This is a genomic window from Methylomonas koyamae, from assembly GCF_019669905.1.
Lineage (GTDB): Bacteria > Pseudomonadota > Gammaproteobacteria > Methylococcales > Methylomonadaceae > Methylomonas > Methylomonas koyamae.
The window spans coordinates 4,732,971-4,754,806 of sequence record NZ_AP019777.1; the positions used below are offsets into that span (position 1 = coordinate 4,732,971).

At 55.2% G+C, this 21,836-nt stretch carries 22 protein-coding genes and 2 pseudogenes; 16 read left to right on the forward strand and 8 right to left on the reverse strand.

Features of this window, described 5'->3' with window-relative positions; all coding sequences use genetic code 11:
* The first annotated feature begins 91 nt into the window (after positions 1-91).
* The 4 genes from MKFW12EY_RS21290 (at position 92) to MKFW12EY_RS21305 (ending at position 3,698) form a co-directional block, all read left to right on the forward strand.
* A complete protein-coding gene (locus MKFW12EY_RS21290) occupies positions 92-1,105 on the forward strand; it encodes an AraC family transcriptional regulator (protein WP_221053731.1) in 1,014 nt (337 codons plus the stop codon).
* Between the two features lie 251 nt (positions 1,106-1,356).
* On the forward strand, positions 1,357-2,643 hold the full coding sequence (locus MKFW12EY_RS21295) for an NAD(P)H-binding protein (RefSeq protein WP_221053732.1): 1,287 nt from the start codon (positions 1,357-1,359) through the stop codon (positions 2,641-2,643).
* Positions 2,640-3,113: a DUF2269 family protein gene (locus MKFW12EY_RS21300; protein ID WP_054760730.1), complete on the forward strand. Its 474-nt coding sequence runs from the start codon at positions 2,640-2,642 to the stop codon at positions 3,111-3,113. The genes MKFW12EY_RS21295 and MKFW12EY_RS21300 overlap by 4 nt, the downstream gene beginning before the upstream one ends.
* A 3-nt stretch (positions 3,114-3,116) precedes the next feature.
* Positions 3,117-3,698, forward strand: coding sequence for a DUF4166 domain-containing protein (locus tag MKFW12EY_RS21305; protein ID WP_054760728.1), 582 nt, complete (start codon positions 3,117-3,119; stop codon positions 3,696-3,698).
* A 38-nt stretch (positions 3,699-3,736) separates the two neighbouring features.
* Here MKFW12EY_RS21305 and MKFW12EY_RS21310 read toward each other — a convergent pair whose 3' ends face one another.
* Both MKFW12EY_RS21310 and MKFW12EY_RS21315 read right to left on the reverse strand, forming a co-directional pair.
* Positions 3,737-4,951: an EAL domain-containing protein gene (locus MKFW12EY_RS21310; RefSeq protein ID WP_221053733.1), complete on the reverse strand. Its 1,215-nt coding sequence runs from the start codon at positions 4,949-4,951 to the stop codon at positions 3,737-3,739.
* A 382-nt stretch (positions 4,952-5,333) separates the two neighbouring features.
* Positions 5,334-5,849, reverse strand: a complete 516-nt coding sequence (locus tag MKFW12EY_RS21315; protein WP_054760721.1) for a septal ring lytic transglycosylase RlpA family protein — start codon at positions 5,847-5,849, stop codon at positions 5,334-5,336.
* 241 nt (positions 5,850-6,090) lie between these two features.
* Here MKFW12EY_RS21315 and MKFW12EY_RS21320 point away from each other — a divergent pair, with 241 nt between their 5' ends.
* The 5 genes and pseudogenes from MKFW12EY_RS21320 to MKFW12EY_RS21340 all read left to right on the forward strand — a co-directional run bounded on the left by MKFW12EY_RS21320 (position 6,091) and on the right by MKFW12EY_RS21340 (position 9,370).
* Positions 6,091-7,389: an NAD(P)/FAD-dependent oxidoreductase gene (locus MKFW12EY_RS21320; protein WP_221053734.1), complete on the forward strand. Its 1,299-nt coding sequence runs from the start codon at positions 6,091-6,093 to the stop codon at positions 7,387-7,389.
* 25 nt (positions 7,390-7,414) lie between these two features.
* Positions 7,415-7,936, forward strand: coding sequence for a YcxB family protein (locus tag MKFW12EY_RS21325; RefSeq protein ID WP_054760719.1), 522 nt, complete (start codon positions 7,415-7,417; stop codon positions 7,934-7,936).
* A gap of 20 nt (positions 7,937-7,956) precedes the next feature.
* On the forward strand, positions 7,957-8,457 hold the full coding sequence (locus MKFW12EY_RS21330) for a hypothetical protein (RefSeq protein WP_157199292.1): 501 nt from the start codon (positions 7,957-7,959) through the stop codon (positions 8,455-8,457).
* 498 nt (positions 8,458-8,955) lie between these two features.
* Positions 8,956-9,051: pseudogene (locus MKFW12EY_RS23345) on the forward strand (DUF4160 domain-containing protein); the annotation flags it as partial.
* 31 nt (positions 9,052-9,082) lie between these two features.
* Positions 9,083-9,370: a DUF2442 domain-containing protein gene (locus MKFW12EY_RS21340; protein ID WP_245006384.1), complete on the forward strand. Its 288-nt coding sequence runs from the start codon at positions 9,083-9,085 to the stop codon at positions 9,368-9,370.
* 458 nt (positions 9,371-9,828) lie between these two features.
* Here the strand turns inward: MKFW12EY_RS21340 and MKFW12EY_RS23350 are convergent.
* Both MKFW12EY_RS23350 and MKFW12EY_RS21350 read right to left on the reverse strand, forming a co-directional pair.
* Positions 9,829-10,526 (reverse strand): annotated as a pseudogene (locus MKFW12EY_RS23350) (transposase); the annotation flags it as partial.
* A gap of 3 nt (positions 10,527-10,529) precedes the next feature.
* Complete coding sequence (locus tag MKFW12EY_RS21350) at positions 10,530-12,164, reverse strand: alpha-D-glucose phosphate-specific phosphoglucomutase (RefSeq protein WP_054760712.1); 1,635 nt, start codon at positions 12,162-12,164, stop codon at positions 10,530-10,532.
* A 72-nt stretch (positions 12,165-12,236) separates the two neighbouring features.
* On the opposite strand from MKFW12EY_RS21350, the gene MKFW12EY_RS21355 reads away from it, so the two are divergent.
* Entirely contained in the window at positions 12,237-12,791 is a 555-nt protein-coding gene (locus MKFW12EY_RS21355) for a L,D-transpeptidase family protein (RefSeq protein ID WP_064023187.1), read from the forward strand.
* Positions 12,792-12,878: 87 nt separating this feature from the next.
* Positions 12,879-13,157 carry an Lpp/OprI family alanine-zipper lipoprotein gene (locus tag MKFW12EY_RS21360; RefSeq protein ID WP_082409752.1) on the forward strand — a complete coding sequence of 93 codons (279 nt, stop codon included), beginning with the start codon at positions 12,879-12,881 and terminating at the stop codon, positions 13,155-13,157.
* Between the two features lie 65 nt (positions 13,158-13,222).
* Here MKFW12EY_RS21360 and MKFW12EY_RS21365 read toward each other — a convergent pair whose 3' ends face one another.
* From MKFW12EY_RS21365 to MKFW12EY_RS21375, 3 genes are all read right to left on the reverse strand, one after another.
* On the reverse strand, positions 13,223-14,182 hold the full coding sequence (locus MKFW12EY_RS21365) for a L,D-transpeptidase family protein (protein ID WP_054760708.1): 960 nt from the start codon (positions 14,180-14,182) through the stop codon (positions 13,223-13,225).
* A complete protein-coding gene (rdgC, locus tag MKFW12EY_RS21370) occupies positions 14,182-15,090 on the reverse strand; it encodes a recombination-associated protein RdgC (protein ID WP_064023189.1) in 909 nt (302 codons plus the stop codon). Before rdgC ends, MKFW12EY_RS21365 begins: the two co-directional genes overlap by 1 nt.
* 450 nt (positions 15,091-15,540) lie before the next feature.
* Positions 15,541-16,104 carry a YceI family protein gene (locus tag MKFW12EY_RS21375; protein WP_054760706.1) on the reverse strand — a complete coding sequence of 188 codons (564 nt, stop codon included), beginning with the start codon at positions 16,102-16,104 and terminating at the stop codon, positions 15,541-15,543.
* A gap of 97 nt (positions 16,105-16,201) precedes the next feature.
* Between MKFW12EY_RS21375 and MKFW12EY_RS21380 the strand changes: the two genes are divergently transcribed.
* The 5 genes from MKFW12EY_RS21380 (at position 16,202) to fdxA (ending at position 20,986) form a co-directional block, all read left to right on the forward strand.
* Positions 16,202-16,546, forward strand: a complete 345-nt coding sequence (locus MKFW12EY_RS21380) for a DUF2069 domain-containing protein (RefSeq protein WP_054760741.1) — start codon at positions 16,202-16,204, stop codon at positions 16,544-16,546.
* Between the two features lie 9 nt (positions 16,547-16,555).
* Positions 16,556-17,248 carry a DnaA regulatory inactivator Hda gene (gene hda, locus MKFW12EY_RS21385; protein ID WP_054760703.1) on the forward strand — a complete coding sequence of 231 codons (693 nt, stop codon included), beginning with the start codon at positions 16,556-16,558 and terminating at the stop codon, positions 17,246-17,248.
* Positions 17,245-18,183, forward strand: coding sequence for a ketopantoate reductase family protein (locus MKFW12EY_RS21390; RefSeq protein ID WP_221053735.1), 939 nt, complete (start codon positions 17,245-17,247; stop codon positions 18,181-18,183). The genes hda and MKFW12EY_RS21390 overlap by 4 nt, the downstream gene beginning before the upstream one ends.
* Positions 18,184-18,402: 219 nt before the next feature.
* Positions 18,403-20,514: an elongation factor G gene (fusA, locus tag MKFW12EY_RS21395; RefSeq protein WP_054760701.1), complete on the forward strand. Its 2,112-nt coding sequence runs from the start codon at positions 18,403-18,405 to the stop codon at positions 20,512-20,514.
* Positions 20,515-20,662: 148 nt separating this feature from the next.
* Complete coding sequence (gene fdxA / locus MKFW12EY_RS21400; RefSeq protein WP_054760699.1) at positions 20,663-20,986, forward strand: ferredoxin FdxA; 324 nt, start codon at positions 20,663-20,665, stop codon at positions 20,984-20,986.
* A 142-nt stretch (positions 20,987-21,128) separates the two neighbouring features.
* Here the strand turns inward: fdxA and MKFW12EY_RS21405 are convergent, their stop codons facing one another.
* Positions 21,129-21,824, reverse strand: coding sequence for a DUF3240 family protein (locus MKFW12EY_RS21405; protein WP_231914809.1), 696 nt, complete (start codon positions 21,822-21,824; stop codon positions 21,129-21,131).
* Positions 21,825-21,836 lie beyond the last annotated feature (12 nt).

The following is a 21,836-nucleotide window of genomic DNA, read 5'->3' on the forward strand; positions in this document are numbered from 1 at the left end:
GCGCCGGCCGACGGTAGTCCTGACCGAGCTGCAAGATGGCGGAGCGGCCGATAGCCGCTAAACTCTGTTTTTTTCGATTTCGGTGGATTCGATGCAGATAGCGGCCTTGTTAAGTATCGGCTTTTCTTTTGGGGCGGCGCTGTTGTTGGTCGCCGGCAATTTATTGCAAAGCCGCGAGCCTTTAATTTGGCCTTCGCGATGCGCCGGGTTTGTTTTGATTGCCGGTTTGGCTGCGATCCAGACGGGTCACTTGGCCTGGCTGACTCTAGCATATGACGCGCTGCATTCCGCCGGTTATCGGCTGGCGTTGTACCTGGTCGCCCCCGGTTTTTACTTCTTCAGCAGGCATTTATTAACGGCCGACGTGCGCTACCGTTGGCGGGACCTGCTGCATGCCGCACCGCTGCCGCTCTGCGGCGTGTTGCCGCAAACGTTGGCAATACCGGGCGCATTTCTGCTCGGCAGCGCGTATTTGATCTGGCTGGCACATGCCGTATACCGCTTGCGGGCGCAACGCCAGCGGTTTCGGTTGGAGCTGGTCGCGCTCGGCACCTTGTTCGCGATTGCCGTCGCCGTGCTGCTGCTGGGGTTCGTCTGGCCGTTACTGGCTGAGGCCGATTTCATTCAAGCCTATAGCCTACTGATCGGGCTGGCCTTTTTTGCCGTGGCGCTGACCTTGCTGCGCTTCCCGGCTATTACCGCCGATGTGGCGGAGGCTGCGCAGGCCTCGTACGCCGAATCCACCTTAAAAAACGTGGATAAGCCGAAAAAATTGGCCGAGCTGGAGCGTTTGATGCGGCAGGACAAACTCTACCGGCTGGACACTTTGAATCTGGCCTTGCTGGCCGAGCAATTGGCACTAAGCCAACACCAGTTGTCGGAATTGATCAATACCGAATTTCGCCAGGGCTTTTCCCGCTATATCCGCGAACAGCGCATCGAAGACGCGAAGAAACTGCTCGTCACCGAACCGGAGGCGTCGGTATTATCGATTGGCCTGACGGTGGGTTTCAGCACCCAATCCAACTTCTACGCTGCATTTCGGGAAATTGTCGGCATCGCGCCGGGGCAGTACCGTAAGCTCCACGCAACACCGCCTTCCTAAATCCAACCGCCACTCCGTTTTTATCATGTTGTAATGCTATAACTCGTTGTAATTAATCGTTTTAATTTTGACGCGGAATTTTTTATTCCTGCCCTATCAATCCGGAAGTTGCGGCGGTTGGCACGGCCTAAGCTGAGCCCGCCCTGTAACTTTTGGAGCAAAACGATGAACTTTTCAACGATATATTTACTTTTCCCCCGTGCGCTGCCGGCCTGTTCGCCTGTGTTCGAAGCGATTGACGGGAGGCGGCCATGAACGTCCTGTTAACCGGCGCAACCGGATTTATCGGCCGGGCGATTGTGCTGGCGTTATTGGACCGGGGGCATCGCGTCACGGCTTGCTGCCGGCGGCCGCAGCGTTTGCGGCTGCAAAGTCCGCTAATATCGCCGCTGGCGCTGGACTTTGCCGAGGCGAGCGAGATCGAAACCTGGTTACCGCACCTGCAAGGCATGGATGCCATCGTCAATTGCGTCGGCATCATCGCCCCCAGCCCGGGCCAAAGCTTTCGCCAATTGCATAGCCTGAGCCCGATTGCATTATTCCGGGCCGGCACCTTGGCCGGGGTCGGCAAGATCGTGCAAATATCGGCGTTGGGCGCCGACGACGCCGCCGAATCAGCCTACCACTTGAGCAAGAAAGCCGCCGACGACGCGTTGCGCGAACTGCCTGTGGAATGGTTCGTGTTGCAACCGTCCCTGGTTTACGGTCGCGGCGGGCGCAGCCACGCCTTATTCCAGGCTCTGGCGGCCTTGCCGGTGCATCCGTTACCGGACGGCGGAGCGCCGATGCTGCAACCGATTCAGGTCGACGATGTCGCTGCCGCGGTCTGCCGCTGCCTGCAAACCGGCTGCGTCGGACGGCGAACGATCGCGTTGGTCGGTCCGGAGCCGATCAGTTATGCCGATTGGCTGCAAGGCCTGCGAGCGCGACTCGGTAAAGCGCCGGCCAAACCCTGGTATTTGCCGCCGACGGTCACCAGCGTCGGCGCCGCATTGGGCGGAATCTTGGGAGAACCGATCTTGAACCGGGCCAATCTGGCGATGTTGCAACGCGGTAGCACTGCCGATCCGGCGCCGCTGACCGCATTGCTGGGCAGGCCGCCGCGAAACGCAAAGCGGTTGTTCGCCGAAGATGCGACGCAGGCCGAGCGCTGGCAGGCCGGCTTGTACTTGCTGCGGCCGTTGTTGGGCTGGACCATTGCCTTTGTCTGGCTGTGGAGCGGCGTCACTTCTCTGCTGTTTTATCCGCACGAAGCCAGCTATGCCTTACTGGCGGCTACCGGCATTACCGGCGCCGCAGCGCCGCCGACGCTTTACGGGCTGGCGGCGTTGGACATCGCCATGGGCTTGGCGACCTTGGCACGGATACGCTTGCCCGCACTGCTGCTTGGCCAGTTTGCCATCGTGCTGGCCTATAGCCTGGTGGTGGCGTGGCGGCTGCCGGAATTCGCAGTTCACCCGTTCGGACCGTTATTGAAAAATCTACCGTTTTTAATGTGTTTGCTGGTTTACCGGGTATTGGAAGGAGAACGGCCATGACCTATCTGACCTTGAAATTGATTCACATCCTCAGCGCAATCGTGCTGTTCGGCCTGGGTTCCGGCACAGTGTTTTACAAAGTGATGGCCGACAAAAGCGGCGACCACGCGGCCATTGCCGCCACCAGCAAGCACGTGGTGCTGGCGGATTGGTGGTTCACGACGCCGACGGTAATCATTCAGCCGCTGACCGGCGTGTTGCTGGCCGAGCAGTTATCGGCTTCGTTCGGCGACGGTTGGTTGTGGTGGACCTTGCTGCTGTATTTGCTGACCGGCCTGTGCTGGCTGCCGGTTGTGATGTTGCAAATCCGGATGCGCGATATCGCCGCCGATTCGCTGGCCCAAGGCCGGCCGTTGCCGTCGATCTACCACTATTACGCCAAAATTTGGTTATGGCTGGGAGTGCCGGCGTTTTTCGGCATGATCGGCATCACCACTCTGATGGTGTTTCACAACTCGCTTTGGAGTTAAACCATGTCTAAACCACTGATGCAACGGGTGTTAGGTAGCGATTGGCAACAATTGCCGGAAGCGATTCAACGCCATTACCGGCTCGGCGAAGGCGAGGAAAGCCGCTTGGCCGGCACGATGCAGATCGACTATCCGGTTTACCTGTTTCCGTTAATCTGGCTGATCCATCTGTTCGGCGGCTTATTGCTGTGGCGGGCACCGGCAGCGCATGCCGAAGTGGACAAAACCGCCGACGCCGCCGGACTGATCTGGCGGCGCAGGCTGGATTACCCGGACGGCCGCAGCGACTGCTTCAATTCGCGGATGGCGTACGTCGCCGATCGCGAACTGGCCGAATACATCGGCTTCGGGTTCGGGCTGCGCTTGCAGGTCTCGGTCGAAAACGGCGATTTGCTGTACCGTAGCCTGGGCCACTTCTGGCAATGCGGCAGTTGGCTCGTGCCGATCCCGGATTGGTTGCTATTGGGATCGGCGACGATCAGGGAGCATGCGCTCGCCGCGGACCGGTTTTATCTGGATTTCGAAATCCGCCACCCGTGGTGGGGTTTGAGTTACCAGTATCGGGGCGAGTTTGCCTACCGATGATCCGTAGCCAGTTGGCCACAGGGGGCGTTGAAGGGCACCTACGCCGACGGAAACAAATGGTGCCCTTCCCAACTGCGGTGGGCCAGGTGCATGTCCATCAAACCTTTATGCTCCAGGCGTTGCAGGCAGTCCAGGATGACTGCCGACAGATCGGAAAACTCGGTCAGAATCGGCGTCAGTTCGGCGATAGTGCCGCCGTTGTTGACGGTATCGATTAGTTCGCTGCCCAGATTGTGAAATTTTTTGTGCGGTAATTCGATCTCGTCGAAATCCTGGCAGCCGACGAATTGGCGGCCGGCACCGTAATACCATTTGCCCAGGCGGCAACTTCTGTAATCCAACGGCAGTTGGTAGTGGTTGCGCTCGCCGGATTGGCCGGGGTTGGTGGCGATGCGCACTACGTCGCTAACCAGCTTTTTCCGCCATTGAATGTGGTCGACGATGGCCATGTGGATCAGCCCTATCGGCAGGCCGGACCAACGTAAATCTTGCTGGATAAAGTAAATAAAATCGCTCAGCGGCAGCGGCCGGCTCAGCCAATAGCCTTGCACTTTAGTGCAGCCCGATTCCAGCAGCATTTGGTACTGCAGATCGGATTCGACGCCTTCGGCGACGATACCGATATCCAGTTCGTGAGCCATCCGGATCGACGATTCGGCAATGGTCTGGTTCTTGGGATTGTCCAACATGCGGCCGACGATGCTGCGGTCCAGTTTGATCGTGGTAAACGGCCATTGGCTCAAGGTTTCCAACGTCGAATAACCGGTGCCGTAATCGTCCATCGCCAGACCGACGCCGGCATCGCACAGGGTTTGTATGTTTTTTCTGACATCCGGGTCGGCGTTCAATACCGTGGTTTCGGTGATTTCGATTTGCAGGTTCTTGGTCGGGATACACAATTGCTCCAAGGTTTCCAGCACCATGGTGCAGAACCGGCCGTCGGCGAAATCCTGGGCGGAAGCGTTGACCGAGGTCACCAAGCGGCTGTCGATGTCGCTGAAAATCAGTAAATCCCGTGCCAGTTTGGCGAACATCCGGTAACTGATTTGTTTAATCAGGCCGGTTTGCTCGGCGAGCGGAATGAAATCTTTGGGTAGGACAGTTTGGCCGTCGGGCCGCTGCCAGCGGATCAGCGCTTCGGCGCCGATCACTTTGCCGGTGATCAGCGAGACTTTCGGTTGGTAGTAGTAAACGAATTCGCCGGCGTCCAGCCCGGCCAGTATGGTTTGTTCAGTGATTGCGGAATCGGTCATGTAGCGCTATGTAAAATCCCAGGTAGTTTGTAGGCGATATTAAGCCTGAAACAGCGCCGCTAGCAAAAGTAACGCCTTGATTTAGCTGGATTGCCCGCAATTTTTCAGATGAGTGAGCGAATAGGTTGCTGTTGCACGTAGCGCTGGCGTTGGCGTTGGCGGCTCGGCGCCGCTACTTTTTGCCAGGGCCAAAACAGCGTCGATTTTTTTCGACGTGTTGAAGCCGATAAGCAGCCGGGATTAACGATCGAGCGATGCCCGGTTTGTTTCTCGTCCCCTCTTTTTAGACTCAGGCCGGCTGGTTCATTCCCGGTATGGCGGCGTAAGGTCTGATCTCCAAGCATCCGGCTGCGACGCGGGCCGGTCTCTCGGCTTCGCCCGTTCAGTTCGAACCGGACGCGGCATCCAGAACTTCCACCGACACTTGTGCCAAGCCGTTGACGCCGATGCGTTTGGCGGCGCCGCGCGACAAGTCGATCAGACGGGCATCGACGAACGGGCCACGGTCGTTGACCGTGACGTCGATATGGCGGCCGTTTGCCAGATTGGTGACCCGGACTTTGGACGGTATCGGCAGGGTTTTATGTGCGGCGGTCAGGCCGTTGGGTTTGAAACGGTTGCCGTTAGCGGTGCGGCCGCCGGATTCGGCGCCGTACCAGGACGCCAGTCCGACTTCCCGGTAACCTTCCCGGCTTAGTAACGGAAAATAGGTTTTGCCTTTCACCGTATAAGGCTGGTTATAAACCGCTTGGTCGCGGTAAGACGGTACTTGCGCCTGCGAATCCGAAGGCGGCAGCGGCGGCTCGGAGGCGCATCCGGCCAATAACAGTATCGAACTGAGTATCCTCAGGTGCGGCAATTTTTTCGAAGCCATGTCGTAATCTAAGTGGTTGAACATAGTCGGTCCTTTTCCAAGGGACTGGGGGGCATGGTCCGTTGCCAAACTTAACGGTTCATTAAATCCGCCGTGGCTGCGGCAGGCCCGGCAGTGGCATTTCCGCGGCCAAACGCCCGGCCCGTCAAAATCGGCCAGCCTAGATGCGATTGGTTATAATGCCGCGAGTCAGGGAATTCAAAACAATGCAGGGACGGCGCTTTCAATGCTCGGCCAAGGCCGGCATCACTCGAGGGGGAACAGCATGGCGGAAAAACACAAGATATTGATCGTCGGCGGCGGCGCGGCCGGCCTGGAATTGGCGACCGAGCTGGGGCAAAAACTCGGTAAAGCCGGTAAGGCGGAAATCACGTTGTTGGACGCCGCCTCGACCCACATCTGGAAGCCGCTGTTGCACGAAGTGGCGTCCGGCACGCTGGCCGAAGCCGAAGAGATCGAATATCTGTCGCAAGCCCACCGCAACCATTTCCGCTTCCTGTTCGGCAAAATGGAAGGCTTGGACCGCGCCAACAAGGAAGTCGTCGTCGCGCCGATCACCAACAAACAAGGCGCCGAATTGATACCGCAGCGCCGCTTCAAATACGACACGCTGGTGATGGCGGTCGGCAGCGTCAGCAATACTTTCGGCATCAAAGGCGTCGATAAATACTGCCGCTTCATCGATACCACCAAGGAAGCCTTCCGCTTTCAAAAGCAATTGGTGGAAACCTATTACCTGCAATCCTACGCCAACCAAAACCAACAGCGCGACAAGCCGCTGTCCATCGTCATCGTCGGCGCTGGCGCCACCGGGGTGGAACTGTCGGCCGAATTGCACGAAGTGACCAAATTGCTGGCCACCTACGGTCTGGAAGGCTCTATCGGCGTCAACATCACGATCATCGAAGCCGCGACCCAATTGCTGCCGGCATTGCCGGCCAAGCTGTCGCAAGCGACGATGGAGCAATTGGTCAAATTGGGCATCAGCCTGAAACTGGGCCGACGCGTGACCGAGGTCACCGAAACCGCGGTGCATACCCACGACGGCGAAGTGTTCGATGCCGATCTGAAAGTCTGGGCGGCCGGCATCAAAGCGCCGGACTGGATGAAGAACCTGGACGGCCTGGAAACCAACCACATCAACCAGTTGATCGTCGACCAAACCTTGCAAACCAGCGACCCCGATATTTTTGCCATCGGCGATTGCGCCGCCTGCGAATGGGTCGGCCACGGCGGCAACGTGCCGCCCCGCGCCCAATCCGCCCATCAAATGGCATCGGCCGTCGCCAAGAGCATCGTCAACCGCCTGAAAGGCAAGCCGGGCGTTAAATTCGTTTACCGCGACTACGGTTCGCTGGTGTCGCTGGGCAAATTCAGCACGGTCGGTTCGTTGATGGGCAGTTTGATGGGTACCGTCAGCGTCGGCGGCTTTATCGCTTACATGGTGTATTTGTCGTTGTACAAAATGCACCAAGTGGCGATCCACGGCTACTTCCGCACCGCGATGCTGACCTTGTCGAACCTGTTCCGGCGCAGTACCCACGCCAAAATGAAAATGCACTAACCCACAACTCCACCGAGCGATACCCATGTTAGAAATCGAATACGAATTCCGCGAAGAAGACCTGGTCCACTTTAATGAGGAAAGGCTGAAAAAAGACCCGGAAATGCAGAAAAAGCTCCGCCAAAACCGCATCTTCGCCCCCGGCGTGATGATGGCGATTGCCTTGTTTTATTACGTGTACTACGTGGACATGAAAACCACGGCCTACATCACCATCCTGGCGCTGGCCTGGTCGTTCGCCTCGCCGTTCATTATGAAGATGGATTTGCGCCGGCAGTTTTTCAACAAATACACCGAAGCGGAAAAAAAGGCTTTATTCGGCATCCACTGGCTGAGCATCGAGCCGGAATTTTTGCAGGAACGCGCCCCCGGCGGTAAAAGCAAAACCCCGTGGAAAGACATGTTGCGGGTGGAGAAGCACAAAGATTACGTCTACATATACGTCGATATCGACGCGGCGATTGTGATTCCGCGGGCTACGGTCAAGAAAGGGGATTTGAAGGCGTTTGCTAAGCAGGTTGAGGGGATGATTGAGAGGGCGAGTTGAGCGTTTACTAAGGAGCAAAAGTGGATTCTTCAGCACTGTGGGGCCTATTCGGTACCGTCGTAGGGGCATCTGCAAGTATCGCCGCTGCTTGGTTGGCTGCTAGAAGTTCGCATGATTTAGAAATCGTAAAGAGCCAAAGCGAACGGATTGAGCAAGCCAGAGCCTTTCAACGGCAAACGCTGCTTGAGCTTCAGGAGGCGGTTCACGATGTTTTAAGACTCATTTGTCGCATCCAACACGAAGACCGTCTGGCACATCGCGCGGGTCAAGAATGGGACAAAATTATGCTCCCCGATGAATTGAGTGAGGGAGCCCGACTCGCTTTTAGGCGTGTCTCCATCGTGGTTGAACGCGTTGCCGACGATCATTTGCGTGAGATCGTCAAACACTTGATGAGCGGAGCAACGCAGGCTTTACTTGCAAAATCTGAGTTGGAGGCGAGCTCTCAACTTGACATGACGACACAGCAATCCGAGCTAGTCTTCCAAGAGATCGGTACCGTGCTGAGGCGTTACTACTAAGTAGCCGTAGGGTGGGCACGGGTTTTGTGCCCACGCAGTCAATAGGCTTTCGCGTTTTGTGTCGCTAGCGCGACGACTGGTTTTAATGTCGGGTCTCGGCCCGACAGCCGAGTAACTTTTCTTTGTTTGGCCAAAGAAAAGTCACCAAAAGAAAAGCCACCCGGATGCCGCTTATTCCCTGCGCTCCTCGCTTTTGAACGGGGTTGCCGAAAGGGGCTTCCTGCCCCTTCGGCAACGCGCCGCATCCCTGCGGCGCCCCTAGCGGGCTAATCCGTTCAAAAGCTCCGGTGCTCGGCGCGGCATACGGGAACAAAACCATCCCGATTTAACGGTAGTCCGTAGATTAGCAAAGCGTAATCGGACGCAAGACTCGCATCATTCCCCCGATTACACTTTGCTAATCGGGGCTACGACAGGAGAGAAGGCGCTGATATGAGCCCAACCGTTTTTAAAGAGGCCGGTTTTCGCTTTTATTTCTTCTCGCGGGAAGAACCCAGAATGCATGTGCACGTGCAGGCACAAAACGGTGAAGCTAAATTCTGGCTGGAGCCGACTATCACGTTGGCGCAACACACTGGATTGTCGCAAAATGACCTTAACAAAGCCCTCCGGCTGGTACAGGAGCATGAAAATGAAATTCGCGACGCTTGGAACAGACACTTCAGCCGTAGAAGTGACCAATATTTCGCAACACGGATTTTGGTTGTTGCTGGGAGACGAAGAGCTTTTCCTGCCCTTCGCCGAGTTTCCGTGGTTTCGGGATGCCAGTGTAGGCAAAATTCTGCGTGTCGAACGCCCTTCCGCCAACCATCTTTACTGGCCGGATTTGGATATTGATCTGGCTGTTGAATCGATTCGGCAACCGAATCGGTTTCCGCTGGTCAGCTCCGTAGGTACGATTAGCGAAGCGTAATCTTGCGCAAGACCCGCATCATTCCCCCGATTACGCTTCGCTAATCGGGGCTACGATACTTGTTATACCCCTTTTATGGAAAAATGTAGGCCGGAATAAGCGTAAGCGTTTCCGGCGACTAAGCTAAATTGCCGGAAACGCCTATCGGCTTATTCCGTATATGGACTCCTCCCGTTATGCAAGCGGAACACTTCTGTTGGTAAAAGGTACCACTGCACACGCATATCCGGCCTTTGCTTGAGTTTGATAGACTCTGGCCATAATGGGCTATTCTCGCGCGGGTGCCTTATCGCCCTAGCGTGCTCTTAGGCACAGCGGAATAATCAGGTTTCACCAGCCCCGGTTCGTCCGGTTGCCATCAGGGTGTTGCTTCGCAATCGAATGGATTGCTCTTCTATCTCAATCGGTTTTTGGCTATCAGGCACAAGCAGATTCCCAACCGGCCTGTCTCGGTCCGGTTGGTAGTCGATGTTCTTGCTCAATAACGCCCAGGCAATTCGGGCGTTTTTATTGGCTAAGGCCACGGCGGCGATGTTTTTGCTGCGTCGCTCGCTGAGGGTTTGCAGCCAGCGGCTGCGCGGATCGTCTTATTGTCCGGCGAGTTTCAGGACGGCCCGCGCTCCGTGAATCAACAAGGTCCGCAATAGGCATCGCCGCGCTGAATGATGCCCAACAGCCTTTCCTTACCGCCGCAGCTATGCTGTCTCGGCGTCAAGCCCAGCCAAGCCGCCATGTCCTGCACTCGCTTGAATTGCTTGCCGCAACTAGAGGATTGCTGCCCTCTACCAGCAAGCCCGGCAGCGCTTTGCGCAAGGTTTCCAGTCGCTGGCCGACGACGATGCCGTATTCGGCCAACAAGCCACGAATTTGATTGGCTTTTTGGTACGCTGACCGCTCAATTGGCTACGTATCCGAGCGTGGCCTGCTGGCCTTGCTGGGCCACGCTCTTGATCGCCACGAAAGCGCATCGAGGGTTTGGCGACCTGCGGTGCGATCAATTTGACAGTAGGCCCCAGCTTTTACCGTTCTCGCTCCAATAGTGAGCACTGCTGCAGGCTTCCAGACCAATCAAACCCGCCGGCAAATCCCGAAAATACGCCAGCATTTGCTCGCGTTTGAGCTTTTTCTTCGGCACCGGTTGTTGATGGCTATCGATCTATCAGGTAATCACGTCCGGTTCGGTTCTACCGGTACGTTTTTTGACTTCGCACAGTTGTTCGGCAATGTCGATCAATTCGGCCAATGCCGCTTGGGCATCCTGGTCATGCTTGCGGATGTCGCGCTCGTAACGTTCCAGGTAAATACGCAAGGTGGCGCCGACGGTGCCGGTGCCGGACAGGCGGAACACGATACGCGAACCGTTAACGAAGCCGATTCTGATACCTTGGCGGCTGCTGACGCTGCCGTCGACCGGGTCGGTGTAGCTGAATTCGTCGGCGTATTTCACTTCGTAATCGCCCCAACTCTTACCGGGCAGCGTGTCGAGTTGGCCGCGCAAGTGATCGACGATGCCATTGGCGATTTCGGCGTCGACGGCTTCGTAATCGTGGCGGCAATAGATGTCGCGGCCGTAGGTTTGCCAATGTTCGCGAACGATGTCTTCCACCGATTCGCGTTTGCGGGCGATCAGGTTCAGCCAAAACAATACCGCCCACAATCCGTCTTTTTCGCGCACGTGGTTGGAACCGGAGCCGAAACTCTCTTCGCCGCACAAGGTGATTTTGTCGGCGTCGAGCAGATTGCCGAAGAATTTCCAGCCGGTCGGCGTTTCGTAGCAAGGCAGGCTGAGTTTGTCTGCAACGCGGTCTACCGCCTGGCTGGTCGGCATCGAACGGGCCACGCCGCTGATGCCTTTGGCATAAGCCGGGATCAATTTGGCGTTGGCAGCCATGATCGCCAAGCTGTCGCTGGGGGTGACGAAGATATTGGCGCCCATGATCATATTGCGGTCGCCGTCGCCGTCGGACGCGGCGCCGAAGGTCGGCGGATTGGGGCCGAACATGATTTCTGCCAATTCGTGGGCATGTACCAGATTCGGGTCGGGATGGCCGCCACCGAAGTCTTCCAGCGGTACCGCATTGAACACCGAACCGGGCGCAGCGCCGAGCACGTCTTCCAAGATGTGTTTGGCATAGGGGCCGGTAATCGCGTGCATCGCATCGAATTTCAGCGTGATAAAGCCGTTCTGGATGCTTTGTTTCAATAGATCGAAATCGAAGATCCGCGCCATCAATTCCGCATAGTCGGCCACCGGATCGACGATGCGGATTTTGACGCCGCCTTTTTCGACCTCGCCGACCGCATCCAAATCGACATCGCCGAACCGGGCTTTTTTGTAGCCGGTAATGGTTTTGGTGTTCTCGTAAAGCTTGTCGGTGAATTTTTCCGGGGCCGGTCCGCCGTTACCGACATTGTATTTGATGCCGAAATCTTCCTCGGGCCCGCCCGGATTGTGACTCGCCGATAGAACAATGCCTCCGAAGGCGTTGTATTTCCTAATAATATTTGACGCAGCAGGTGTAGACAACAAACCGCCTTGGCCTATAATAAGTTCACCGAAACCGTTCGCGGCCGCCATCTTGATGATGATTTGAATGGCTTTCCGGTTGTAGTAACGGCCGTCGCCGCCAATCACCAAAGTTTGGCCTTGGTAACCTTCCAGGCTGTCGAAGATGGATTGGACGAAATTTTCCAAATATTTGGACTGCTGGAAGACCTTGACCTTCTTGCGCAAGCCCGATGTGCCGGGCTTTTGATCGTCGTAGGGAGTGGTTTTGGTGATTGTTGTTGTCATATGCTACCCTTTGTAATACCACGGTTCGAAAGGGTTAAAGTACACCAAAATTTTGATTATTTACAGATTGCCATGTTAAAGAAAAAGTTACTAGGCGCTTTGATTGTACTGGGAAGTTCCGCGTCCGTTAACGCTTTCGCAACGGATGATGTGTGGCTGCTAGTCGATACTCAGAAGCAAAATATGGAAATACGCAAAGGGGAGAAAACCGTTGCCGTTCTCGAAAACATCGCCATCGGCCGTAACGGCGCCGGCGAGAAAAGCCACCGCGGCGACGACGTCACGCCGCTCGGCAATTACCGTATCGGCTGGATCAACGACAAGAGCGCGTTTCGTAAATTTTTCGGCCTGACTTACCCCAACGTCGAACATGCCGACCACGCCCTAAAGCAAGGCAAGATCGACCTCGATACCTACGAGGCTATCGCCAGGGCCCACTCCTATGGGCAAGTACCGCCGCAAAATACCGACCTGGGCGGACAAATCGGCATTCATGGTTTGGGCAGCGGCAGTCTGTCCATCCACAGATCCATGAATTGGACACACGGATGTATCGCATTGACCAACGATCAAATCGACCAGTTAAGCCAATGGGTAGAAAAAGGGACACTCGTAACCGTGAAATAATGTTGGTAAAATCCAAAAAAATGTTGGACAATTGCCACCGTTTTTCATTCTTTATTTTTTGAAACCACAATCAAGGGGAAATAAACCATGATGAGAGCTATTAAATTATCAGCAGTTGTTGCCGTTGCAGCTTTGGCTACCGGTTGCGCAAGCACTTCTGACCTGGAAGCTTTGGATGCACGCGTTGGCACTTTGGAAGGCAAAGTAGCTACCGCATCTGCTGACGCTGCTTCTGCAAAAGCTGCTGCTGCTGAAGCTGCTGCAAAAGCTGCCGCTGCCGAAGCTGCTGCTAACCGCGCTGCTCAATATGCTCAAGACACCAACAGCAAATTGGACCGCATGTTCAAAAAATCACAACACAAATAAGCTTTAAGCTGTTGTTGATTTAAAAAGCCCGTGAGCCGAAAGGCCACGGGCTTTTTTTATTGTCGCTAGTTTGGTGCGACTTGGCTTTGCACGACCGGCGGAGTTGGTGCCGGACGCTCGTAGATCGCGGTCGGTATACCGGTAGACTTTTCGATCGCCGCCTTCAACACCGATCCTTTGATGACCGGCATCTTGCCGCCGTTGGCTTGCTCGATCAAGTCCAATGCCGCATGCAAACGCTGCTCGAATGTAGCCGGCGTTTCTTCCATATCCGGATAGGCCTCAAGATACAAAGTATCGCGATACCAACCGACCTTAATCGGCTGGTTGACGATATTGACCTGAGTACCGACTTTGACCATCGGGAAAAACTGCTCGATGTCGGCCGGATACATCCGAATGCAACCATGGCTGACGCGCATGCCAACACCGTTAGTTTTGTTGGTACTGTGGATCAGATAGCCGGGTATACCCAATTTAAATGCGAATAAACCCAACGGATTGTCCGGCCCCGGCGGATAATAAGGCTCCAGCACGTCGCCTTCGGCCAAATGCTCGGCAATGATGGACGGCGGCGGGGTCCAGGACGGGTTTTCGGTTTTACCGGCGATATGGGTCTTACCCAGCGGCGTCTTCCAATTGTCTTCCCGGCCGATACCGATGGCATAGGTAACCACTTTGCTGGAATCCGGATAATAATAAATCCGCATCTCCGGCAAATTAATGACAATGCCTTGGCGCGGCGCATTCGGCAAAATGAAACTGCTGGGAATCCGCACTTGGGTGCCTTCGCGCGGCAACCAGCGGTCGACATAAGGATTGGCCAACACGATTTGATCCTGCCCAAGCCTGAAATTGACCGCAATATCGATCAGCGTGTCTTCCTGCTTGGCGGATACGTACTTGACCTCGTGCGGCGGATTGCCTATCAGGCTCTCGCCGGGCCGATCCGGCGCCGGCAAGGTCAATGCCGAGACACTGCCGCTTACAGCCAACAACAGGCCGGTTAATAAACGAATTTTCATCAGATAGCGCCCTCGGCGTTAAACAACTCAAGCAGACGCGGTAAAAACTGTGCAAGTTCCGCAGTCATAATGGAAAAATCGGCGTCGAATTGCTCGGTTTCGTCGAACGCTTCGATATCGGCCGCCTGATCCTGAATCAAATCCAGAAACTTCAAGCGTTTGACGGCAAGATTTTCGTCCAGCACGAACGACAACCGCTCGGCCCAACTCATCGCTAATTTGATCACTTGCTTTCCGCTATCCAAGTGATTTTTGATCTCCGGCAAAGCCAAGTCGTGCCGCTTGCAGCGAATAATGGCGCCTTCCTCTTCCGGAGAACGCAACTCGCACTCGTCTTCGATCAGAATATCCTTGGGCGAGGCATTGTCGGTCAACCATTGCGTCATCACGCCGGCAGGCTTTGCCGTGGCCGTCATCGGCACGACCGGCAAAGAGCCCAAACATTTGCGTAGCTGGCTCAGCAAATCCTCGGCTTTTTTTGCCGACGCCGCATCGACCACCAGCCATCCGCCCTGACTGTCGATGTAGGCGTAGGTTTTTTTGGAAAACGAGAAGGCCCGCGGCAACAGTTCGAAGATCAATTCGTCCTTGAGCCGATTGCGTTCCTTTGCCGGTAATTTACGGGCCTCCCGTTCTTCGATTTCGCTGATGCGTTCTTGTAGCATTTCGTTGACCACGGAACCCGGAACGACTTTTTCCTCTTTTTTGCCGCAGAGCATGAAAAAGCCATTATTCGCGTGCACCAGGGCATCGGCCGCCCTGCCCAACGGCGGGGTCCAGCCGAAACTGAATTCGTCGTGGCTACCGCAAGCGCGGAACGGCTGTTGCTGCAACTTTTGCTCCAGCTCCTCGGCTTTCAGCTCGAACGGTTCGGTGAAACGGTAGACGGCCAAATTTTTAAACCACATGAAATCGCTCTTTTTTCAAAACCGGCAATTATCGCAAATTTGTTCCGCCGCTTGCACCTGTGAAGACTTAAAAAGCCGAAGGAAATCGCCGTTTCGGCCCCAGAATTGGCGGCGGCCACGGAAGTTATGCACACAAAGCCTACACCAACCAGCCGCAAATAACGCTTGACAAAATAACTCTTTGAAATAAAAAAGAATAAGGATAAGGCGTTGATAAATATCAAAAAACAAGCCTGTCCAAATTTTATACAATTTAACGAAACGCCAGTATTTGCGGGCAACCGGCGGGGCTTTCGACATTCAATACACAGAGTTATCCACAGACATTGTGGTTAACCGAAGATTTTTCAGCAGCAAGAAGCGCTTAGCGCATAATAGCGAGAATGCCTTGAGGAGTTCACGTAACCCGAAAGCTTTTCCAAGCCGCCGGCGTACGCCAACCACTCCGGTTTAGTCTTTGACCGCTTCGACTTGGATCAACACTTTGACCTGGTCGGCAACCGCAGGTACGTATTTGTCGACGCCAAATTCGGAACGCCTGATCGTAGCCGAGGCATCGGCACCGCAACTGTACTTCATCCGTAACGGATTGATACTGCAATAAAAATGCTGGACATCTAACCGCACCGGTTTACTGACGCCGTGCAGCGTCAACACGCCGTCGGCCCCGACCAATGTCTCGCCCTGGAAAATCAATCGGTTGGATTTGAAACTCATCACCGGGTATTTTGCGCTATCCAAAAAATCCGGCCCGCGCAAATGTTGCTCCAATTCGGCCAGTCCGGTGCTGATCGAAGCGGTATTGACTGAAATGTCTATGCTGCCGGTAGCGGCCGCGGTATCCAGCAACACCTTGCCGGAAGTTTCGTTAAAACGCCCGCGCTGAGTGGAGAAACCCAAATGGTTTATCTCGAAACTCGGAAACGTGTGCCGGCTATCGATCGTATAACTGTCGGCAGCCAAGACCGCACAACTGCATAAACTCGCGCCAATTACAGCCCAAAAACGCACCATGACATTCTCCAAAAGCAAAAAGACCAAACTGCATTATGGCAAAGAGTTTGTGATAATGAGCGGGTTAACATTCCACCGCCCGGCGAGCGCCGCATTCATGCAGAGAATCCATTACTACTACATCGCGTTGGCCGGATTTTTCGGTTTGTTCTTGTTGTTGATGGCGTGGCATACCGTATTGTCGCCATCTACCCGCTTTCCGACGGCGCTGATCTTAATTGCCAGCGTCGGCCCGCTACTGCTGCCGTTTCGGGGTCTGTTGCACAGAAATTTGAAAAGCTGCACATGGATGAGCTACCTCAGCTTGCCGTATTTCGCCCACGGCATCGCCGAATCTTACGTCAGCCAAAGCCAACGCCCGTATGCCTTGCTGGAGGTGTTGTTCAGCTTAATGCTGTGTTTCGGTGCCGGCTTATACGTTTACAAAGCGGAAAAAGCGTAAACCAAACCGATGCAAGTCCCGTTACAGTTCGAATTCCAGGCCAACCAGACCTTCAACAGCTATTACGCCGGGAATAACGGCGAAATCCTCGACCAATTGCAGAGGCTGGCTACCGCGGGGACGGAACAGCAAATTTACCTGTGGGGCGAGAACGGCAGCGGCAAAAGCCATTTACTGCAAGCCTGTTGCCAACTCGCGACGCAGGCCAATGTAGAGCCGTTCTATTTGGCGCTAGCGCCGGACTGTCTGCCAAATCCGGCCTTACTGGAAGGCTTAGAACATCTGGAATTGGTATGCCTGGACAACATACAGCACATTGCCGGCCATTCGGATTGGGAACACGCCTTTTTCAATTTTTACAACGCCCACCGCCAAGCCAGTCACCGGCTGCTGCTGGCAGCCGACTGCCCACCCAAATATTTGAGCTACCAATTGCCGGACCTGAAGACGCGGATGGGCTGGGGACTGACCTTGAGAATTCAGCCGTTGCGGGACGACCAATTGATCGACGCCTTGACCCATAAAGCACATTTTTTGGGCTTCGACATCCCGCCCGCCGTCGGCCGCTTCTTGCTGAACCATTACGTGCACGACATCGCCGCGCTATGGTCATTACTGGACAAAATCGACCGGGCGACTTTGGCCGCGCAACGCAAACTGACGATCCCGTTTTTGAAACAGATTTTGAGCGACACGCCGTGAGCAGCAAAATACTGATCGTCGGTGCCGGGGCGATAGGCGGCTTTTACGGAGCCTTGCTGGCCAGATCCGGCGCCGAAGTCAGTGTGGTTTGCCGTTCTGATTACGACTACGTCCGCCGTCACGGCTTCGAGATCGACAGCCATACGCTGGGCCGCTGGCGATTTCGTCCGGCGCAAGTGTTGCGACAGGCGGGCGATTACCGCGATTGCGCCGATTATTTGCTACTGTGCAGCAAAGTCGTGGCCGACATCGACCGCGTCGGCCTGATCCGGGAAGGCCTGGCCGGCAAGACCGCAATCGCGTTCATCCAAAACGGCGTCGATATCGAAGCCGAATTGCTTTCCGCCTTCCCGGACAGAGTCCTGATCAGCGGCTTGGCTTATATTTGCTGCAATCGGGTGGCGCCAGGCCACATCAAGCATCTGGCCTACGGCAAACTGACTATCGGCGCGCTCACCCCGGACTCTGCCGGGCTTGGCCAACGGCTGGGGGATTTATTCGCCGCCGGCGGCGCCGACTGCGAAATCAGCCGGGACATCGTCGCCAGTCGCTGGCAGAAATGCGTCTGGAACGCGCCGTTCAACCCATTATCGGTGCTGTCGGGCGGCCTAGCGACTCAGGCGATCTTGCAGAGCCAGGAAGATTTTGTCCGCGATATTATGCAGGAGGTTTGCCGAATCGCCTCGGCATCCGACCATCCGTTACCGGACGATACGGTCGATCTGAATATCGAGCGCACGCGCCACATGCCGCCTTACAAAACCAGCATGTTGCTGGATTTCGAACACGGCCGACCGATGGAAACCGAGGCCATTCTCGGCAATGCGGTTCGCGCCGCGCAACGCCTCAACGTCGAAACTCCGCGCTTGCAAGCGCTCTATGCGCTGATGCGCCTTAGAGAGCTGCAAATTCGGGAAAATCGCGCGCCGCAATAATTCGCACAATTGACATTCCGTTTTTTTTGATTTTTCGGTTAGAATGTGAAGATTTTCATTGACCTTGTCATTGAAGAAGCCGTGTGCATTTCGCCTCATACCTAACAAAGCGAAGAGCGGCCGCATACTTCGCTAGGCTAGCAGCTATGTGATCCACAACGACCGTGGCAATGGTGCTGGGGTTTAAAGAGTTTTTATGTTCAATTTTAGAGTACAACCATGACTGATCTATCGCTTTACAGAAACATCGGTATCTTCGCGCACGTCGATGCCGGTAAAACCACTACCACCGAGCGGATTTTGAAGCTGACCGGAAAAATCCACAAAATCGGTGAAGTTCACGAAGGCGAATCAACCATGGACTTCATGGCTCAGGAAGCCGAACGCGGCATCACCATTCAGTCGGCGGCCACCACCTGTTCTTGGGCGGGCAGCACCAAGCAATTTGAACCACACCGCTTCAACATCATCGACACCCCGGGCCACGTTGACTTTACTATCGAAGTTTATCGTTCCTTGAAAGTATTGGACGGCGGTATCGGCGTATTCTGCGGTTCCGGCGGCGTTGAACCGCAATCCGAAACCAACTGGCGCTATGCGAACGACTCCAAAGTCTCTCGTCTAATCTACGTCAACAAGCTGGACAGACTGGGTGCCAATTTCTACCGCGTCGTCAAACAAGTCGAAGACGTGCTGGGCGCGAAACCGGTTGTCATGACCTTGCCTATTGGCGAAGAAGAAAATTTTGTCGGCGTAGTCGACCTGCTGACCCGTAAAGCCTGGGTCTGGGACAACTCCGGCGACCCGTTGAAGTACGAAATCCAAGACGTACCTGCCGACATGGTCGAGCAAGTCGAAGAATGGCGCGCGAAACTGATCGATTCAGTCGCGGACCAAGACGACGAGATCATGGAGAAATATCTGGAAGGCGAAGAGCCTACCATCGAAGAAATCAAGCACTGCATCCGCAAGGGCACCATCGCGATGGACTTCTTCCCGACCTATTGCGGTTCATCCTTCAAAAACAAAGGCGTGCAATTGGTGCTGGACGGCGTCGTCGAATACCTGCCGAATCCTACCGAAGTCAACCCACAGCCTGAAACCGACATCGAAGGCGTGCCAACCGGCGAACACGCGATTGTCGATCCGGAACGTCCGTTCCGCGCCCTGGTTTTCAAAATCATGGACGACCGTTTCGGCGCCCTGAACTTCGTCCGTGTTTATTCCGGCAAGCTGAAAAAAGGCGACTCGGTATTGAACACCTACACCGGCAAAACCGAACGGGTCGGCCGGATGGTGGAAATGCACGCCAACGACCGTAACGAGATCGAAACCGCGCAAGCAGGCGATATCGTCGCGTTGATCGGTTTGAAAAACGTCCAAACCGGCCACACCCTGTGCGATCCCGACAAACCGGCCACACTGGAACCGATGGTATTCCCGGACCCCGTTATCTCCATTGCCATTGCGCCGAAAGACAAAGGCAGCAACGAAAAAATGGGTATCGCCCTGGGCAAAATGGTTCAAGAAGATCCGTCCTTCCGCGTCGAAACCGACCAAGAATCCGGCGAAACCATCATTAAAGGTATGGGCGAGTTGCATTTGGATATCAAAGTGGACATCCTGAAACGGACCCACGGCGTCGAGGTCAACGTCGGCAAACCTCAGGTTGCTTACCGCGAAACCATCACCAAGCGCGTCGAAGACGAATACGTCCACAAAAAACAATCCGGCGGTTCAGGCCAATACGCGAAAATCAACTACATCATCGAACCCGGCGAGCCCGGCAGCGGCTTCCAGTTCGAATCCAGCGTGGTCGGCGGTAACGTACCTCGCGAATACTGGCCGGCGGTCGAGAAAGGTTTCAAAGCCAGTATCGACAAAGGTGTATTGGCAGGCTTCCCTTGCTTGGACTTCAAAGTCAACTTGACCGACGGTGCCTTCCACGCGGTCGACTCGTCATCGATTGCGTTTGAAATCGCCGCCCGCGCTGCGTATCGTCAATCGATTCCAAAAGGCGCACCGCAATTGCTGGAGCCGATCATGAAAGTCGACGTGTTCACACCGGAAGCTCACGTCGGCGACGTGATCGGCGACTTGAACCGCCGCCGCGGCATGATCAAATCGCAAGATCCAGGCGTCACCGGCGTCCGCATCAAAGCCGACGTGCCGCTGAGCGACATGTTCGGTTACATCGGCGACTTGCGCACCATGACATCCGGCCGCGGCCAGTTCTCGATGGAGTTCTCGCATTACGCGCCTTGTCCGAAAAACGTCGCGGACGAAGTCATCAAAGAAGTCAACGAACGCAACAAAAATAAGGACAAGTAAATTGTCCGGAACCGGGGGCTTATCGCCTCCGGTTCGATTTCGCGTTCCGGCTCGCGAGCCGACTGCTCGATAAACAGGCTTATTTTCAACCATAAAGTTTCCGCCACGTACGGAAACTTGTTCCAGTACCTAACCTTGGAAGAACATTATGGCTTTTGTAATTACCGAAAACTGCATTAAATGCAAATTCACCGACTGCGTCGACGTTTGTCCGGTGGACTGCTTTCACGAGGGGCCCAACTTCCTGGTCATCGACCCGGACGAGTGCATCGACTGCACGCTGTGCGAACCGGAATGTCCGGCGAACGCTATCCATGCCGAAGACGAATTGCCGGAAGGCCAGGAACACTTTGCGGCATTGAATGCGGAATTGGCCAAAGTCTGGCCGTTGATCACCGAAGTGAAAGACGCGCTGCCCGACGCCGACGAGTGGAACGGCAAACCCGGCAAATTCGCACTGTTGGAAAAATAAACCCGTTCTCTTATTCGAACGAACCGGACCACTGCCCGTAACCCGCGGCTGTGGTCCACCTCATTCGGGCCGGCATTGCGCCGAATTTGCCAAACCGCTGCTTAAGCTGGCCGCCCGCTCCCTACCAGATCCGGCTGCCGCTTTAAATCTCGCCTTTCTCGATTACCGGCATGATCCAATAATGGATGCCCGAGCCGGAAAACTCCTGTTTCAGCCTTTCCAGCAGCGCCGATATCGCCATTTTTTCGGCGTAGATTTGGAAACGCGCGGTTTGCTGTTCGTTGGCATCGGCAGCCGTCAGGAACTTGGTCATCCGGTGCTCGCCGTAACTGTCCTGGTCCAACTCGAACCCCGCTAAGCACTCCATCATCGCCGCTTCCAAATCCGGCGGGACGATAAACGATATCGAGAACTGTTGGTGATTGACCGACTTGAAAAAGTCGTCTTCGCTATTAAACCGATCGGACGCGTTTTTGATGACTTGCAGATATCGGCCGCGGCGGCGGTCGCCTTTGCGTCTGTCGGCAATATCGGCGGGTACTTCGGTCTGGTTTTGGCGGGGATCGTTGTACCAACTACGATGGTAATAGGGCCTGACCACGACCATCCGCCCGTTAAACCGCCGATTTTTCAAAGCCTTGACCACGCGTTGCACGGTAATATCGGAATCCAGCGTTACCAAGCCGTGGTATTCGATGGTACCGACCCGGGTGTCTTGCAGCGCCAAAATCTCCACATCGACAATTCGTCCGGACTTTCTGAAAAAACCGTTGTTCAGCGCGGGAGCCACGAATTCGGAGATTTCTATATGCCGGGTGTTGGCGGGGATTCTGCGCAAAAAAATGTTCAT